This is a genomic window from Pseudoalteromonas sp. UG3-2 (assembly GCF_037120705.1).
GTDB lineage: Bacteria > Pseudomonadota > Gammaproteobacteria > Enterobacterales > Alteromonadaceae > Pseudoalteromonas.
On record NZ_JAWLJU010000002.1, the window covers coordinates 68,855 to 85,665 of the forward strand.

The window sequence follows — 16,811 nt, forward strand, 5'->3', positions numbered from 1 at the left end:
TGATGAGTAATGATGTAAATTCCGCTACTTCGTCGTACATGGATTCTCTGCGGTGGAATAAAGAAAATCGCACCACAGAGGAACAAAAAAACCGAGACACCTTAACGCAGGAAGATTTCTTCTCATTGCTTACTCAGCAGCTGTCTTATCAAGATCCAAGCAAGCCTGCTGACAATGATCAGATGATCGCGCAAATGACCAACTTCACCATGGCAGAAGGTATTTCGAAGTTAAATACGAAATTTGAATCGTTAAGCGCGTCAATGACTTCTAACTCAGCACTGCAAGCGTCTACATTAATTGGCAAAAAAGCATTGCTTGAGTCAAACATGCTTGAACACGGCGATGATGCTTTGTCAAAAGGTTCAGTTATAGTCGAGCAGCCTGTTGAAGAACTTAATATTGGTATTTATGACCAATCCGGAGCCTTGGTAAGAAAACTAGAAATGGGTCCACAGGCTGCAGGTGCAGTTAAGTTTGAGTGGGATGGTAAAAACCAAGATGGTGAACTGATGCCGGACGGTGATTACGAAATTAAAGCTGAGGGGATGATGAATGGTCAATACACTAACTTCCCATCTGCAACGTTTAGAAATATCGATAGTGTTAATGTCAACGGTGCAAATGGCATTGTAATTAATACGAAAGAAGGCGCGGTGCGCTTAACTGATATAGCTGAAATAGCTTAATTTAAAGAATTAACCTTAACAAAGAGGTGACGAAATGAGTTTTAATATTGCACTTACAGGTTTGTCAGCCGCGCAAAAAGACTTAGATGTGACGGCGAACAACATCGCTAACGTGAATACAACAGGCTTTAAAGAGTCTCGAGCTGAATTTGCTGACGTTTATGCAGCATCTGTATTTAGTTCAGGCAAGACTAAAAACGGTGATGGCGCTCAAACTACAATGGTAGCGCAGCAATTTCACCAGGGGTCTCTTAAGTTCACACAAAACTCGCTGGATTTAGCTATTACGGGTGAAGGCTACTTCGCAATGTCTGAAGAGTTTGGCTCTCAAGATTATGCTTTTACTCGAGCAGGAGCATTTAAGTTAAACAAAGATAACTTCATTGTTGATGCCCAGGGTAACTTTTTACAAGGCTTCCCTGTGGATGAGAGTACAGGCGACAATGAGTCGGTCAGTCTTAGCACCGCCAGTGCTATTCAGATCCCTGACTCATCAGGCTCACCAAGAGCAACAACTAATGTCTACTCTTCTTTCAACCTAGATTCTAGAGAGGTTCACAAACCGCTAGCTTTTGACCCAGAGGAAAGTGCGACTTATAACCACTCCACTTCGACAACGGTATACGACTCATTGGGTCAGCCCCATACGATGCAGTTGTTTTTTAAGAAAACAGATGGCATTGCACCGAATGTTGACAACGAGTGGCAGGTGTTTGCAACCTTAGATCAAAAACCTTTTGATTTAAGTGGTCAGGAACAAACCACTACTCCATACACACCAATTACAACCTTTGTATTTGATTCCGCTGGTATTCCTTCTACGACAGATGGCAACCCAAATACGGGCAGTACCTTTAATGAGTTAACATTGCCAAGTGGTGCAGGTGGTGGTGCTGGCTTATCTGACTTGCTTGGAAATGGTGCTAGCTTTCCAAGCGATGTAACCTTGAATTGGCGTGATGAGTCGAATACAACGGGTAAACTACCAACACAATATGCAAGTAAGTACGAGACCAAAGCGCTTGAGCAAGATGGTGCCACAGTAGGTAGGTTGTCAGGTATCGATATCGGTGGTGATGGTAAGATTGTGGCTTCATACAGTAATGGTGATCAGTCTTTCTTGGGTCAAGTAGCCATGGTCAGGTTTCCCAATTCACAAGGATTGCAGCAGGCAGGTAACACCTCTTGGAAGAAAAGCTTAACATCGGGAGAACCCATTGCCGGTGAACCTGGCTCGGGAACGCTTGGTGCAATAAACTCATCCGCCTTAGAGCAATCTAATGTTAATTTAACCAATGAGTTGGTGGACCTTATCAGTGCACAGCGTAACTTTCAGGCCAACTCCCGTGCCTTAGAGGTTAACTCAACGCTACAGCAGAACATTCTGCAGATCCGATAAACTATTATGCCCTCCAAAGGCTGCGCTCGTCGCAGCCTTTTTTATCCCTGTCAAAAACATCACTCATAACTTGGCACTAAGCTTGCAATAACCAATACAAGTTAGAATTTTAAGGGTCATCGTTATGGATAAAATGGTATATATCGCCATGTCAGGCGCGAAGCAAAGCTTACGCGGAGTGGCATTAAAAGCGAATAACCTTGCTAATGCCAATACGACTGGCTTCAAAGCCGATTTTGCGCAAGCCCGCTCAATGCAAGCGTTTGGTGAAGGGTTACCGACTCGAGTGTTTGCTATGCAAGAACGCCCTGGCACCAATATGACCGGTGGCGCTATCGTAGAAACCGGCCGTGAGCTCGATATTGCTGTGGATGATAAGTCTTGGCTCAGTGTGGTGGACGCCAGTGGTGAAGAAGCTTACACCAAGGTAGGCACGCTCAACATCCGTAATGATGGCGCTTTGGTCACCAGTCATGGCCGTCAACTAATTGGCGAAGGCGGTCCTATCGTTCTTCCTATTCCAGTAGATAAAGTGGTGTTTAGTGACGATGGCTCAATTCAAGTAAGGCCCCAAGGCGCCCCTGCCAACTTTTTGGAAGTGGTGGATAGGCTCAAGGTCATTGAAGCAGATAACAGCAAACTGGCGAAAGGCAACGATGGCCTGTTTAGACCAAAAGAAGACAAACTTGAAGACGGCATTTGTGGTTTTTGTGAAATATCACCCACTGCCAAAGTCCAGAGTGGCTTCTTAGAAATGTCCAATGTTAATCCAGTTCACGAGATGGTGGATATGATCAACCATCAGAGACAATTTGAAATGCAAATTAAGCTGATGAAAACAGCTGAAGAAATAGACGAGCGACACACTTCGCTCCTACGCATAGTATAAGCGTGAGGTAAGAGTTATGAATCCTGCACTGTGGATAAGTAAAACCGGCTTAGATGCCCAACAAACCGATATTTCGGTGATTTCGAATAACTTGGCAAACGCCAGTACGGTGGGCTATAAGAAAAGCCGTGCTATTTTCGAAGATCTTTTATATCAAAACATCAACCAGCCAGGCGGGCGCAGCTCTCAAGATACTGAACTGCCTTCAGGCTTGATGCTAGGCGCTGGTGCCAAAGTGGTTGCCAACCAGAAAAACTTTTCTCAAGGCAACATGCTCAGCACTGAAAATTCTCTAGATTGGATGATCCAAGGCCCGGGCTTTTTTGAAATCCAAATGCCTGACGGCACCACGGCGTACTCCCGAAATGGTCAGTTTACCACTGACGAGGAAGGGCGAGTCGTGACCTCTGGTGCGGGTTTCCCATTGCAGCCAGAAATGAATGTGCCAGATGATGCTCAATCCATTACCGTCTCACAAGATGGTGAGGTGTCTGTGCGGGTTAACGGCCAAGCTGAAAACGTGGTCATTGGTCAGCTGGTGATCAGCGACTTTATTAATCCATCGGGTTTAGAACCCATCGGCCAGAACTTGTACACCGAAACCGCGGTAAGTGGTGCGCCAGTGCAAGGCAACCCCAGCGTTGAGGGGCTAGGAAAAATTGTTCAAGGGGCATTAGAAACGTCCAACGTGAATGTCACCGAAGAGCTGGTTAATCTGATTGAAACGCAACGGGTTTATGAAATGAACTCGAAAGTCATCTCATCGGTGGATCAGATGCTTAGTTATATTAATCAGCAGCTTTAATTAGGGGGTAGTATGCGTGCATTATATTTAGCCATCGCAACCGTTGCAGCACTCAGTGGCTGTAGCACAACACAGAATAAACATGTGGTGCGTGATGATCCTTATTATGCACCTATCTACCCAGAAGAAACACAGTCGCAAATGGTCGCTACGGGTTCATTGTTTAATACCCAGTTTTCCAATGATCTATACGCCGATAAAAAAGCGTTGCGGGTAGGAGATATTATTACGGTGGTGTTAAGAGAAACCACGCAAGCGACCAAGGCGGCAAACTCCACGCTGGAAAAAGACAGTGAAGTGTCAGTGGATCCTTTAATAGGCTTGGGGGGAAATGCCATTAATATTGGCAGTGAGGCGATTCAGTTTTCATCGGGCTCGGCCTCTTCTTTTGAAGGAGACTCACAAGCTAATCAGTCTAATAGCCTATTTGGTAATATTTCTGTCAATGTGACGCGTGTTTTACCTAACGGCAACCTAGTGATCCGTGGTGAGAAGTGGCTGACCTTGAATTCTGGCGAGGAGTTTATTCGTTTAGAGGGGCTGGTGCGGCCTCAGGATGTCAAAGCGGATAATACCGTAGAGTCTAACCGTGTTGCTAATGCTCGAATTCAATATTCAGGCAAAGGCGATCAGCAAGAAGTGCAAAGTGCTGGTTGGTTAACGAGCTTCTTTATGAGCGCGATAATGCCATTTTAAGGGTGTAACAAATGAATAAGTCGATAGCAAAACTACTGTTAAGTTCAGCGCTGTTCGCTCTGACTGTGATTTCTTTTGGCAGTAAAGCAGAGCGAGTTAAAGATGTTAGTATGGTTGAAGGCGTGCGTTCAAACCAGTTGGTAGGTTATGGCTTAGTTGTAGGCTTACCGGGCACCGGCGAGCAAACCCGCTTTACCGAGCAAAGCTTCAAAGCAATGTTAAATAGCTTTGGTATTTCGATGCCGGCTAATTTAAAGCCAAAAATTAAAAATGTGGCAGCCGTTGCTGTGCATGCGGATTTACCTCCGTTTGTAAAACCGGGCCAAACCATTGATGTTACTGTGTCTTCTATAGGCAGTGCCGGAAGTTTGCGTGGCGGTACCTTGTTACAGACGTTTTTAAAAGGCGTGGACGGTAATGTCTATGCCATTGCTCAGGGCAGCTTAATTGTCGGCGGCCTAGGTGCTGAAGGGGCTGATGGTAGCCGAGTGGTGATCAACACCCCAACCGTTGGCCGCGTTGCCAATGGCGCTACAGTTGAACGCGCGGTACAAAGTCCGTTTACTCAAGGGGATTATATCACTTTCAATCTCAACAACCCGGATTTCACCACAGCAAAGCGCTTAGCAGACACCATTAATGATTTAGTCGGACCAAACAGTGCGAAACCAATGGATGCGGCTTCGGTAAGGGTAATTGCCCCACGAGACCCATCACAGCGAGTGGCGTATTTATCCACCTTAGAAAATTTAGAGTTTAAACCAGCAGACACCGCTGCCAAAATTATCGTCAACTCGCGTACCGGCACCATTGTGATCGGCAAAAATGTGAAATTACAGCCTGCAGCTATCACTCATGGCGGCCTCACAGTAACCATCGCTGAGCAACAAAATGTTGCGCAACCCAATGCTTTGGCAGAAGGGGAGACTGTGGTGACACAGCAAAGCATCATCGATGTTGATCAAGATGACTCACGGGCCTTTGTGTTTGACCCAGGTGTTAGCCTAGACGATTTAGTCCGCGCTATAAACCAAGTGGGCGCAGCCCCTGGCGATTTAATGGCGATTTTGGAAGCCTTAAAAGAAGCCGGCGCGATTAATGGTCAATTAGTCGTCATATAAAGGTTGTTTTATAATCAATAAGTTAGCCCCACAAATGTGGGGCTTTTTTTTGGTCTGTTTTTTGCATTATCTAAGTATGTGTTTACAACAGTGCTTAACAGTATGAATACCGACCAGCTGAAAAATCAGAGCTTTTTTGACTTAGGCAATCTTGACTCTATCCGTAAGGAGGCGCTTCAAGGTGCTGGCGATAAAAATGCGTCCGATCAGGCATTAGAAAAAGCGGCCAAACAGTTTGAGTCAATTTTTACGCAAATGCTGCTAAAGAGCATGCGTAAAGCCAATGAAGCACTAGAAGATAAAGATAGCCCCTTTAATTCCAGCGGAGTGAAGTTTTTCGAAGAGATGCATGACCAACAATTGGCAATGCATTTGTCAGATAAAGGCAGCTTGGGCTTGGCGGATCTTATTGTGCAGCAACTCTCGCCAAGTACTGAGGGCTTTAAGCCAGCGTCGGTGCTGCGAGGAGATACCGCTTTGCCTGCACGCTCAGAAACCAAGACCAACACCACTGTTAAGCCGAGTGCTGAAGATAGCATGGTGGTGACTAGTCAAACTGCTAATGAACAAGCAGCGAGTTTTTCTTCTCCAGATGAGTTTGTTGAAAAAGTATGGGACTACGCCAAGTCAGCGGCTAAGAAGTTAGGGTTAAACCCAGCAGTCATGGTGGCACAAGCAGCATTGGAAACAGGCTGGGGACAGCACATTATTAATAAAAAAGGCGGTGGCAGTAGCCACAACCTTTTTAACATTAAAGCAGACAGTCGCTGGCAAGGCGACAGTGCCAAAAAGTCGACACTTGAATTTGAGCAAGGTTTGCCAGTGCGCAAACAAGCTGATTTCCGGGCTTATGACTCAATAGCGGATAGCTTTGATGATTACGTCAGTTTCTTAAATGAAAACCCACGTTATCAAGAAGCACTTAATAATACCGCAGAACCTGCAGCCTTTTTAGACTCGTTACAAAAAGCAGGTTATGCAACTGATCCAAATTATGCCGATAAAATTAAGCAGGTATTGAAGCGTGTTGAGCTTCAAAGTATCGCTGCTTCATTGGTACGTTAAGGAGTAGACCCTCATGTCATTTAGCATATATGACATAGCAAATGCCGGTGTAAGAGCTAACTCTGAGCTTTTACAAACCACCAGTAAAAACATCGCCAACGTTAATACCGAGGGCTATGTACGTGAGCGTACTGAGTTCACAACCATGATCGATAATCAAGTGGGTCGTGGTAAAACTTATCGCTTACTAAATGAATTTGCGCAAAAGCAATTAAATAGAGATACCTCTAATAAAGCATTCTTTGATCAGTTTGTAACAGAAGCAAGCCGAGTAGATAGCTTGTTTTCTGAAGAGTCAAACAGCTTATCAACGAGCGTCAATTCGTTTTTTAATAATGTACAAGAAAGTTTAAACCAGCCTTCATCATCTGTAGCACGGTCATTGGTAATGACGGATGCACAAAATTTGACTGATCAAATGGATAGATTGTCAAGCATTGTGGTTGACCAAAAAGCAGTGGTAAATGAGCAGCTAGAAATCTTTTCAGATGAAGCAAATAACCTGATCCAAAATATCAGTGATTTAAATACCAAGATTGCGTCGATTCATGGCAATGAACGTGAGTCATTATCAAGTGGTTTATATAATGAACGTGATAAAGCAATTCGTGACTTATCTGAGTTGATTGATATCGAAACACTCGATGGTAATAACGGTGAAAAGCAAGTGTACTTAGGTTCTGGTCAAGCACTTGTCATGCAAAGTGGCACATTTAATCTGTTTTCATTCAGTGGCGACCCTGATCCGAACTTTAAAGAATTAAAACTTGATGTAAACGGTGGCAAAGCTGTGCCGCTTGAAGTCGATACAAGTAAGTTGAAAGGCAAAATTGGTGGCTTACTTGCATTTCGTGACGATATTTTAGTGCCAGCGCAAAATCAACTTGGTCAAATTGGCTTAGCGTTAGCCGATGCCTTTAACCAACAAAATAGCTTAGGTATGGACGCTAATGGTGAGATTGGCGGTGATATTTTTGCTATTCCAACGGTTGATGCGTTCGGTTATCAAGCTAATACGGGCACATCAACAATGACGGCAACCATTGAACCTGGTAAAGGCAGCGAATTGCCAGCAAGTGATTTTATCGTTACCTATACAAGCGCAAGCACCGTTGAGATTCAGGCAATCGATAATAAAGGTGAACCCATTGGTACAGCATCAACAGCGAATGTAACAACAGGTGTGATTGACTCTTCAACTATCACTGGCGGTGAAGCATTTGGTTTACAGCTCAATGTAACGGGTACAGCTAATACCGGTGATCAATTTATGGTGAAGTTGAACTCTCAGGCTGCAACGAGTTTACAGCTTGCAACTGAACGCCCTGAAGACTTAGCGTTAGCATCACCTATTCGGACTGCGAACGATATCAATAATACCAGTGATGCAAGTATTTCTGCTGGCACAGTATCCGATATTGACAACTCAACGGGTATTAACGTGGGTCCACCACCGAGTTTAGCGAATGGCGATATCACGTTAGTGAAAACGGCGAATGCGAACGAATATCAAATCACAGATGGCAATGGTACATCGACGTTTACTATTACACCACCTGCTGAAAATATTCTTGCCCAAGCAGGGGCGCCTTATGATGCCTACGGGTTTGACTTCAATATTGAAGGTTCGCCTGCCACAGGAGACACTTTTACCGTTGAGTTCAATACCGGTGGTTTTGATGATAACCGTAATGGCTTGCAGTTGGCTGATTTACAAAATGGTGAACTAGTGCGTCAAAATGTTGTTGCTAGTAGTACTGCGGATAATCACAAAACTCTAAATCAAGCATACACTGGTTTAGTATCAGATATTGGCGTAGTTACTTCGGAGGCACAAACAAGCCAACAGGCGTTCACCGCATTAGCAGATCAGTCAGAAGCTTGGTATGAATCATTATCAGGGGTGAACCTTGATGAAGAAGCGGCAAACTTACTGCGATTCCAACAATCGTATGCTGCATCGGCACAGGTACTTTCAACAGCACGTACTATTTTTGACACCTTATTAAGTGCGGCGAGGTAATTATGCGTATTTCAAATAACATGATGTATCAAAACAGCGTTAATAAAATCCTTGAAGGCCAGCAAGGTGTTGTTAATGCCCAAGAGCGTGTAACAACAGGTAAAAAGTATTTATCAACTTCAGAAAGTCCGTCGGCTTATTCTCAAGCAGCATTATATACGAATAAAATCCAGACGAATGAGCAGTACACTAAAAATATTAATCAGTTGAACAACCGACTCAATACTGAAGAAGCTGTATTAAGCAGTATCACAGATGCAATCCAGAGGGCTCAAACACTGACTATTCAAGCCGGTAATGGTACGCTCAATGCTAGCGATAAAGCATCAATCGGCAACGAGTTAGAAGAATTACAACAAACTATTTTGAGTTTAATGAATACTCGTTCTGAAGATGGTAAATATATTTTTTCTGGTTATCAGGATAGTACACAGCCCTATCAGTTTGACACTAGCACCGGTAAATACACTTATAGAGGTGATCAAGGTCAACACAGTATTACAATTGCAGAAGGAGTTTCTATAAAATCAAGTGATAACGGTTTTAATACATTTGAAATGGTGAATGCCCGTTTAAATGTAGAGTCGAATACAGCAACAACAACTGGGGCCATTACAGCATCAGTGTTTGTTGATTCACAAGCTGAGTTTGATGCCTTTCACAAACAAAATTACAATTATGATCCTTCTGCAAGTGCTAGTGCAAATACTTATACTGTAAGAGTTACTGCGGGTGCCACAACTTCTGACCCTGATGAATATGAAATTTTGCGTGATGGCGCTGCGCTTGTACCTGCACAAACGGGTACTGTTTCTGAAAATGGCCAAATAAACTTTGCTGGCTTGAATATTGAGTATTCAGGCGCTGCGCCCGGGGACATTAATTTTACCTTAGAGAAACCTCAAAAAGAAAATGTACTTAATACTTTGGAGTCGCTCATTCAAGGTTTAAACGATCCAACTTTAAATAATCGTGAGTATCGACAAGTGCTATCAGACGCAACAACGCAACTAGGCAACGCAAATGAGCAGGTAGTATTTACCCAATCAAGTTTAGGTGGGCGAATGAACGCAGTGAGTGCTATTAGTGACTCTAACAAAGCATCTGATATACAAAACCATGCAAGCCGAGCAAACCTTGTTGAAGTTGATATGGCAGAAGCCATTAATGAGCTCACTAAACAAGAAACTGCATTGCAAGCATCACAAGCAACATTTGGCCGATTAGCTAACCTTTCTTTGTTTGATTACTTATAAGCAGAAATAAATTGCCGCTTTAGTTAAAACAAAGCGGCAAAAGGCTCCCCTCTAAAAGCGGCAATTTATTGTCATACCGATACTCAATAATTAATAACTCCTTACTTTATAACCGAAGAGTAAAATTTTTAATTTAAAAACAGTTGTTTGCGTCTTTTTTTAACTTGGCATGTTTCATGCTTTAAATAGTTATCAATTATTTAATAGTGGTTCCTGTTAGACGTGTTGAACCACACTCTGTTTAATCTTTGGAGATGGTAAAATGGCATTAACAGTAAATACAAATGTAGCTTCACTCAATTCACAACGTAGTTTGGCAAACTCAACAAATGAGTTAGGTACATCATTCCAGCGTTTGTCTTCAGGCTTACGGGTAAATAGTGCAAAAGATGATGCCGCAGGGTTACAAATAGGCACCCGCTTAGCCACACAAGAGAATGGTTTAAATCAAGCGGCACGTAATGCGAATGATGGCATCTCTATTGCCCAAACTGCCGAAGGTGCATTAGAAGAAACAACTAATATGTTACAACGCATGCGTGTACTAGCAATTCAATCTGCTAATGGTTCAAATAGTGCAGACGACCGTGCTGCGCTACAAAAAGAGTTTGCTCAGTTAAATGAAGAGATCACACGTGTTGCTGATACAACTACATTCGGTGGTGTGAACGTATTAGACGGTAGTTATGCTGAAAATTTCCAAGTAGGTGCAGATGCAAACCAAGTCATCAGTGTTCAGATAACTACCGCTATGGACTCGACAGGTTTATCAACAGGTACTTTGAGTATTGATACTGAGGCTAATGCGCAAGCTGCAATCACAGCGCTTGATGCTTCATTAAAAACGGTAAATGATGTTCGTGCAGATCTTGGTGCGAAACAAAACCGGTTTAGCTCCACAATTCGAAACTTAACGAATGTATCAGAGAATGTTGCAGCATCACGTTCACGTATCATGGATGCTGACTTCGCTAAAGAAAGTGCGAACCTTGCCCGTAACCAGGTACTGCAGCAAGCATCAAGTTCAATGCTTGCTCAAGCCAATCAACAGCCACAAATAGCCCTATCGTTGTTACAATAATTTTTATAGTAGTAAAGTTAAAAGCCAGAACAATGTTCTGGCTTTTAACTTTTTGAGTTTTAATAAAAAATAATTTTTTATAAAAAAAGCTAAAGTAACGTTATGAAGCGCCGATAACTTAACTGTAGGCAGGAATCACTGAAGCTAATTACAAACTGTAAGGCTTGATTCCCATCTAGTTAAATTATTAGGAGGCTATCATGGCTTTAAGTGTAAATACCAATGTAATGTCATTAAACTCACAGCGTAATCTGTCTAATTCAACAAATTCGCTTTCTACATCATATCAACGTTTATCTTCAGGCCTACGTGTTAACAGCGCAGCCGATGATGCGGCTGGCCTCCAAATAGGTTCGCGTTTAGAATCGCAAATGAAAGGCCTAGACCAAGCGGCACGTAACGCAAACGATGGTATCTCAATTGCACAAACAGCAGAAGGTGCTCTTGAAGAAACAACATCAATGATGCAACGCATGCGTGTTTTAGCAATTCAATCTGCCAATGGTTCAAATAGTGCAGACGACCGTGCTGCGCTACAAAAAGAATTTGCTGAATTGAATAAAGAGATTGACCGCGTTGCTGATACAACTACATTCGGTGGTGTGAACGTATTAGACGGTAGTTATGCTGAAAATTTCCAGGTAGGTGCAGATGCAAACCAAGTCATCAGTGTTCAGATAACTACCGCTATGGACTCCACAGGATTGTCAACAACTGGTTTGAGTATTGGTACTGCAGCTACCGCCCAAGCAGCTATTACCGGTTTGGACGCTTCATTAAAAGCGGTAAATGATGTGCGTGCTGATTTAGGTGCGAAACAAAACCGGTTTAGCTCTACAATTCGTAACCTGACTAATGTATCTGAAAATGTGGCAGCCTCACGTTCACGTATTATGGATGCCGATTTTGCGAAAGAAAGTGCCAGCCTTGCGCGTAACCAGGTACTACAGCAGGCGTCAAGCTCAATGCTTGCACAAGCTAATCAGCAACCACAAATTGCACTTTCTCTTTTATAATCTATAAATTTTAAACTAAAATTAGAAGGACTTGTGTACTGGTTTGGCTAGTGTACAGGTCCTTTTTTGGTTTTAGAGGTGTCAAAATGGAAAACATTAATGCAAATCTCAATAAAGACACATTTACTTCGTTGAATGCCAAAGATGCAGAGCATGATCAAGTTACTAAGCTATCTGAGCAGCAAGGTTCAACCCCTAAAATAACTAAATTAATTGATAAACAAGCTGAAGATAAAGGGGTGGAACAAAGCTTGCTTAGTTCTGTCGATAAACTAGAAACCCTAGCTCAGCTAAATTCAAAGCAATTTAAGTTTCATATTGATGAGCAAACAAAATCTTCAGTGGTGGTTGTAACAGATAAAGAAACAAATGAGGTTATCAGGCAAATACCGAGTGAAGAAGTATTGGAACTTGCAAGTAAGATAGATGAACTTCAAGAGCAAATATTCGGGCAACCTTTAGGGGTTTTGTTTGATCAAAAAATTTGAGGAGTAAAGTATGGCTAGCATAACTTCAGCGGGCGTTGGTTCTGGGCTTGATCTTGAATCGATTATTTCTGCAACTATTAATGCGGAGAGAACAGTAAAAGAAAGCCAGATCAATGAGCGTGAAATCAATTACACCACAGAATTATCAGGAGTTGGTTCGTTTAAGGCTGCCTTAGATACGTTTAACAAAGTTTTTGCAAAACTGGGTGATGCTGAAACTTATAATTCGCGTAACGTTACATTCAGTAATGGTTTGGAGGAAACAGAGCAAGCGTTTGATGTTGAAGTTGGCAGTTCAATGCAATCGGGGGATTTTTCTGTTGAAGTTTTACAGCTTGCTAAAGGCTCTAAATTACAATCAGCTTCACTTGGTTCTTCGCAGGATACGGTTGGCGCCGGAAATTTGACATTCAATGCTGGGGATTCTGAATTTACGGTTGCTATTGAAGCCTCTGATACACTTGAAGACATACGAAATAAAATAAATAAAGCGAGTGAAAACTTTGGTGTTAGCGCGAATATTGTTAATAGTGACAGTGGTGCTGTACTAACATTTAGTTCATCTATTTCGGGCGATGGTAACACTCTTTCAGTAACTTCTGATGATGACTCTTTAGCTAGTATTGCTACAAGCACACCTAGCGGTAGTTCGGGTTTAACTATTCAACAGCAAGCTCAAGATGCTAATGCGTTGATAAATGGGCAAGCGATTAGTAGCTCAACGAATGAACTAAAAGACAAAATTCAAGGCACTACTTTGACTCTTAAGTCAGTAACCACAGAAGCACAAGAATTTAGTGTATCTGTTGACCAAGATGTAGTGAAAGAAACGCTTAATGAATTTGTCGATGCTTATAATACTTTAAAAGGTAAACTGGACTCTCTTTCTAATTCATCATCGGGTTCACTTGCTTCTGATAGTACTGTTAGAACTATGGAACAACAATTGCAGAGGATGTTTACTAATGAGTTAGGTGGTACTAATGATATTCAATCTCTGATGGAAATAGGTATAAGCTTTAACCGTGAGGGTGAAATGGAAATATCATCTATTGGTATAGGCTCAATGCAAAGCGGTGAAGAGTTATTAAATACCACAATTTCAGAAAAATACAGTGCATTACAAAGTTTTTTTAGTGACGATGATGGGCTGGTTCAAAAGGTTGATGGTTTAGTTGAACTTTACACAGGAAGCGGTGGTTCATTACTTAAAAGGGAGCAGGCTTTAAATGAGTCATTAGAGAAAGTTGAAACTGACCGTGAGGCGTTAAGTGAGCGCTTGGCAAACCTTGAAGCGTCACTAAGAAGCCAATATGCCGCTTTAGATAGTGTAATGGCACAGTATCAAACATCTAGCTCATATATTTCGAGTATTTTAACTAATACATCCCAAAGTTAGATAGAAGAGGTGAAAATGAATTTACGCGCAAACACTTATCAAAAAGCCCAAAAAGAGTTTTCTCTTACCGAGGCAGATCCGCACAAGGTTATTCAAATTTTGATGCGTGAATTTTTGACTCAAGTTTATCAAGCAAAAGCGTTCATAGGTCGTTCAGAAATTGAAGCGAAAAATAATAGTATTAAGAAAGCGATAGGCATTATAGGAGGCTTAAAAGGAGGCTTGAATTTTGAACAAGGTGGAGAGATAGCTAGCAATCTAGATAATTTATATGATTATCTTGTGATTAGGTTGTCAGATGCAAATACACAAAACTCTATTGAGATACTTGATGAAGTTTATGAGTTATTTTCGCCAATAAAAGAAGCTTGGGATGGTATTTCTGAAGAAGATAAACAAAAAGGCTTTGCACTTTTAGAACAAAGTGGTTCGTAAGTGGACAAGCCTCTAGATGATAAAGCCTTGCAAATTACTAAGCGTTTAGAAGAGCTACTTAACACAGAGTACACTATGACGAAGGATGAAAACTATAGTGGCTTAGTAGAGGTGATAGAAAAGAAAAATAGCTTGCTTGGCGAGTTACTTTCGCTAACAAATGGACTTGATCAGCAAAGTAAAGCGTTTATTAATGCATTTATAACTAAACTGCAAGTAGAAACTGAAAAGCATCACACCATGTTAGGTGATGATAAATCAAAGTTGCAAGACTTACTAACTTCAATGCAGAAAAAGAAAAAGCACTTACAAGTATACTCAGATGTTATAAGGACAAGCGATAATGAATGACCTAACTTTGGCTATAAATGAAAAGCTAAATGAGTTAGAACGCTACCAAGCATTTTTACAGTCACAGATTGAGAACCGCAAGAAGTATGGAGCAGCGTTAAAGGACTTTGTTCGACCTGATTTTGATTTAGAAAAAATGTTTCAATCTAATATGCAAGCTTTTGAGCACACCTATCCTGATATATACAATGCTTTTTTAAATTATCAGCTCAGTCGCTTCGAACTACATATGGATGACGGTAACGTTAATATTTACGATACCGAAAAAAAAATGAGCTTATATAAGCAAGATGTTTATCAAGATTCGTATGTACAGTATCTCGGTTTTTGCGATAAGCCCACTGTTTTAACTAATAAGTTTTCAGTGCGTGAAAAGTTAACTGATAGCTTTATTCATAGTCAATTTCTTAATGAACTTGCAATTAATTTAAAAGAGCAGAACGAGTTAAAAAAGCGTAATTATTTGCCTAAGGTTATACCAAGCTTAATGTTAATGGGCGTAGGGTCTGGTTACCATATCCAATCTTTTTTCACTGATCACATAGTTAAAAAGCTTTATATTTACGAGCCACATAGTGATTTACTTTATTTGAGCTTATTTTTAACTGACTGGGCGACTATTTTTGAGCAATTAAATTCAAATAATACCGAATTGCATTTCAGTATTGGTGAATTTGACAGCGAGCTTGGAGTTAGTAAAGAAGTTGAGTCTGTTTTTAAAAAGTTTGGTCGCTTTTTCTCTGGGTATGCTTTTTTATATAAACATTACCATGATGACTATTTAGATCATGTTACTAAACAACTGTCAGTACAGTTTGTCGGTAATATTTTAGGGTTTGGCTTTTATGATGATGCGATTTTAAGTATAGAAAACTTTTCAAAAAATTTTAATGTGCCTTTTCTTAGGCCTGATAGTTTAGACGAGTTAAAGGATGTACCCGTCTACTTAATTGCTAACGGCCCATCATTAGATAAAGACATTCAGTGGCTGATTGAACATCAAGATAACGCAGTTATTATTAGTTGTGGCACTGCACTGAGCGCTTTATACAAATATGGGTTAAAGCCAGATTTTCATTGTGAAATGGAGCGCTGTCAAGTAACCCATGATGTTTTGGCGTCTTTTTATGACGAAGAGTTTTTTAGTGGGATTACCTTACTTGCATTAAATACGGTATTACCTTCTGTTTTTGCTATGTTCGAAAATAAAGTACAAGGCGTAAAATGGGGAGAAGCAAGCACCAAGCTTTTTGTTCAAGGTCTTGGATTACAACAAAAACCTGCATTATTGGTAAACTGTAATCCGACCGTCAGCAACTGTGCACTAGCTTTTTGTGAAAAAATAGGTTTTACCGATATTACCTTATTTGGTGTTGATATGGGTTATAAGTCTGAGCAACACCACTCTAAAAACAGTGTATATTATAAAGGTGAGCAAGATTCAGGCTTATATAAACATAAAGCTAAATATAAACTAAAAGGTAATTTTGATAATGACTCTTTTGTAGAAACTGATGAGATATTTAAGTACTCTCATTCTGTACTTGAAAGGACATTAGCACAAAACCCGCATTTAAAGATAAAAAATTGCAGTGATGGTGCCTACGTTGAAGGCGCAAAGCCAACTCAGACCAACTCCTTAGTTAGTGCAGCAATAGAAAACAAAGCAGAACTGGTTTCACATATAGCTGACACTATTAAAAGCTCAGAAACTTATACTAGTGATGCTTTTGCAGCGCTTCATAATGATGTACCGTTGTTTTTAGATTTGTGTGATTTATTTATTGAGCAACTATCTAACCAACCGGCTTCTATTGATGCAGTATTAGATGTATTAGATGATCAACTTCGTCGCCTTTCAAGTTTTAATAACACAACTATTAGTTATTTTGATGAGTTATTGCGCGGTACTATTTTACATACCCACTCTATGTTGGTTAACTCCTTGTATAGTCATGAACAAGAGAGCAAGGCGCTCGAAAACTATTGTCATAGCGCACAAACAGTTTGCAATTATTTGGAGGCGATAAAAGAAGATTATACTACTAGGTTTGGTTAATAGCCTTATGAGTTACACCTTAGGTGGTGCTGGCATCAC

16 protein-coding genes are annotated in these 16,811 nt (G+C 41.1%); all 16 read left to right on the plus strand.

Features of this window, described 5'->3' with window-relative positions:
- Positions 1-2 precede the first annotated feature (2 nt).
- The 16 genes from R3P39_RS03625 (at position 3) to R3P39_RS03700 (ending at position 16,772) form a co-directional block, all read left to right on the plus strand.
- Positions 3-689 carry a flagellar hook assembly protein FlgD gene (locus R3P39_RS03625; protein WP_336565703.1) on the plus strand — a complete coding sequence of 229 codons (687 nt, stop codon included), beginning with the start codon at positions 3-5 and terminating at the stop codon, positions 687-689.
- Positions 690-723: 34 nt separating this feature from the next.
- Positions 724-2,088 (plus strand): flagellar hook protein FlgE, encoded by a 1,365-nt coding sequence (gene flgE / locus R3P39_RS03630; protein WP_336565705.1) that lies wholly within the window; start codon positions 724-726, stop codon positions 2,086-2,088.
- Between the two features lie 124 nt (positions 2,089-2,212).
- Positions 2,213-2,977: a flagellar basal body rod protein FlgF gene (locus R3P39_RS03635; RefSeq protein ID WP_336565707.1), complete on the plus strand. Its 765-nt coding sequence runs from the start codon at positions 2,213-2,215 to the stop codon at positions 2,975-2,977.
- Positions 2,978-2,993: 16 nt separating this feature from the next.
- The gene (gene flgG / locus R3P39_RS03640) at positions 2,994-3,782 is read left to right on the plus strand and encodes a flagellar basal-body rod protein FlgG (protein WP_336565709.1); all 789 of its coding nucleotides are present in this window, start codon (positions 2,994-2,996) and stop codon (positions 3,780-3,782) included.
- A gap of 12 nt (positions 3,783-3,794) precedes the next feature.
- Entirely contained in the window at positions 3,795-4,478 is a 684-nt protein-coding gene (flgH, locus tag R3P39_RS03645) for a flagellar basal body L-ring protein FlgH (RefSeq protein WP_336565711.1), read from the plus strand.
- An 11-nt stretch (positions 4,479-4,489) separates the two neighbouring features.
- Complete coding sequence (locus R3P39_RS03650; RefSeq protein WP_336565713.1) at positions 4,490-5,599, plus strand: flagellar basal body P-ring protein FlgI; 1,110 nt, start codon at positions 4,490-4,492, stop codon at positions 5,597-5,599.
- Positions 5,600-5,701: 102 nt separating this feature from the next.
- Entirely contained in the window at positions 5,702-6,664 is a 963-nt protein-coding gene (gene flgJ / locus R3P39_RS03655; protein ID WP_336565714.1) for a flagellar assembly peptidoglycan hydrolase FlgJ, read from the plus strand.
- A 13-nt stretch (positions 6,665-6,677) separates the two neighbouring features.
- Positions 6,678-8,687 carry a flagellar hook-associated protein FlgK gene (gene flgK, locus R3P39_RS03660; protein ID WP_336565715.1) on the plus strand — a complete coding sequence of 670 codons (2,010 nt, stop codon included), beginning with the start codon at positions 6,678-6,680 and terminating at the stop codon, positions 8,685-8,687.
- 2 nt (positions 8,688-8,689) lie between these two features.
- Positions 8,690-9,943 (plus strand): flagellar hook-associated protein FlgL, encoded by a 1,254-nt coding sequence (gene flgL, locus R3P39_RS03665; RefSeq protein ID WP_336565716.1) that lies wholly within the window; start codon positions 8,690-8,692, stop codon positions 9,941-9,943.
- Positions 9,944-10,205: 262 nt separating this feature from the next.
- Positions 10,206-11,024, plus strand: a complete 819-nt coding sequence (locus R3P39_RS03670) for a flagellin N-terminal helical domain-containing protein (RefSeq protein ID WP_336565717.1) — start codon at positions 10,206-10,208, stop codon at positions 11,022-11,024.
- Positions 11,025-11,224: 200 nt separating this feature from the next.
- The gene (locus R3P39_RS03675; RefSeq protein WP_336565718.1) at positions 11,225-12,040 is read left to right on the plus strand and encodes a flagellin N-terminal helical domain-containing protein; all 816 of its coding nucleotides are present in this window, start codon (positions 11,225-11,227) and stop codon (positions 12,038-12,040) included.
- 86 nt (positions 12,041-12,126) lie between these two features.
- Entirely contained in the window at positions 12,127-12,528 is a 402-nt protein-coding gene (locus tag R3P39_RS03680) for a flagellar protein FlaG (RefSeq protein ID WP_336565720.1), read from the plus strand.
- Between the two features lie 10 nt (positions 12,529-12,538).
- On the plus strand, positions 12,539-13,927 hold the full coding sequence (gene fliD / locus R3P39_RS03685) for a flagellar filament capping protein FliD (protein WP_336565722.1): 1,389 nt from the start codon (positions 12,539-12,541) through the stop codon (positions 13,925-13,927).
- A gap of 15 nt (positions 13,928-13,942) precedes the next feature.
- On the plus strand, positions 13,943-14,362 hold the full coding sequence (gene fliS / locus R3P39_RS03690; RefSeq protein WP_336565723.1) for a flagellar export chaperone FliS: 420 nt from the start codon (positions 13,943-13,945) through the stop codon (positions 14,360-14,362).
- Positions 14,363-14,713 (plus strand): hypothetical protein, encoded by a 351-nt coding sequence (locus R3P39_RS03695; protein ID WP_336565725.1) that lies wholly within the window; start codon positions 14,363-14,365, stop codon positions 14,711-14,713.
- On the plus strand, positions 14,706-16,772 hold the full coding sequence (locus R3P39_RS03700; RefSeq protein WP_336565727.1) for a motility associated factor glycosyltransferase family protein: 2,067 nt from the start codon (positions 14,706-14,708) through the stop codon (positions 16,770-16,772). The genes R3P39_RS03695 and R3P39_RS03700 overlap by 8 nt, the downstream gene beginning before the upstream one ends.
- Positions 16,773-16,811: the final 39 nt, after the last annotated feature.

What these genes read in the sequence shown, in the direction of transcription:
- R3P39_RS03625 (WP_336565703.1), top strand. Translation starts at nt 3, where the DNA reads ATGAGTAATGATGTAAATTCCGCTACTTCGTCGTACATGGATTCTCTG.
- R3P39_RS03680 (WP_336565720.1), top strand. Translation starts at nt 12,127, where the DNA reads ATGGAAAACATTAATGCAAATCTCAATAAAGACACATTTACTTCGTTG.
- R3P39_RS03670 (WP_336565717.1), top strand. Translation starts at nt 10,206, where the DNA reads ATGGCATTAACAGTAAATACAAATGTAGCTTCACTCAATTCACAACGT.
- fliS (WP_336565723.1), top strand. Translation starts at nt 13,943, where the DNA reads ATGAATTTACGCGCAAACACTTATCAAAAAGCCCAAAAAGAGTTTTCT.
- R3P39_RS03675 (WP_336565718.1), top strand. Translation starts at nt 11,225, where the DNA reads ATGGCTTTAAGTGTAAATACCAATGTAATGTCATTAAACTCACAGCGT.
- flgL (WP_336565716.1), top strand. Translation starts at nt 8,690, where the DNA reads ATGCGTATTTCAAATAACATGATGTATCAAAACAGCGTTAATAAAATC.
- fliD (WP_336565722.1), top strand. Translation starts at nt 12,539, where the DNA reads ATGGCTAGCATAACTTCAGCGGGCGTTGGTTCTGGGCTTGATCTTGAA.
- flgJ (WP_336565714.1), top strand. Translation starts at nt 5,702, where the DNA reads ATGAATACCGACCAGCTGAAAAATCAGAGCTTTTTTGACTTAGGCAAT.
- R3P39_RS03635 (WP_336565707.1), top strand. Translation starts at nt 2,213, where the DNA reads ATGGATAAAATGGTATATATCGCCATGTCAGGCGCGAAGCAAAGCTTA.
- flgH (WP_336565711.1), top strand. Translation starts at nt 3,795, where the DNA reads ATGCGTGCATTATATTTAGCCATCGCAACCGTTGCAGCACTCAGTGGC.
- R3P39_RS03700 (WP_336565727.1), top strand. Translation starts at nt 14,706, where the DNA reads ATGAATGACCTAACTTTGGCTATAAATGAAAAGCTAAATGAGTTAGAA.
- flgK (WP_336565715.1), top strand. Translation starts at nt 6,678, where the DNA reads ATGTCATTTAGCATATATGACATAGCAAATGCCGGTGTAAGAGCTAAC.
- flgG (WP_336565709.1), top strand. Translation starts at nt 2,994, where the DNA reads ATGAATCCTGCACTGTGGATAAGTAAAACCGGCTTAGATGCCCAACAA.
- flgE (WP_336565705.1), top strand. Translation starts at nt 724, where the DNA reads ATGAGTTTTAATATTGCACTTACAGGTTTGTCAGCCGCGCAAAAAGAC.
- R3P39_RS03650 (WP_336565713.1), top strand. Translation starts at nt 4,490, where the DNA reads ATGAATAAGTCGATAGCAAAACTACTGTTAAGTTCAGCGCTGTTCGCT.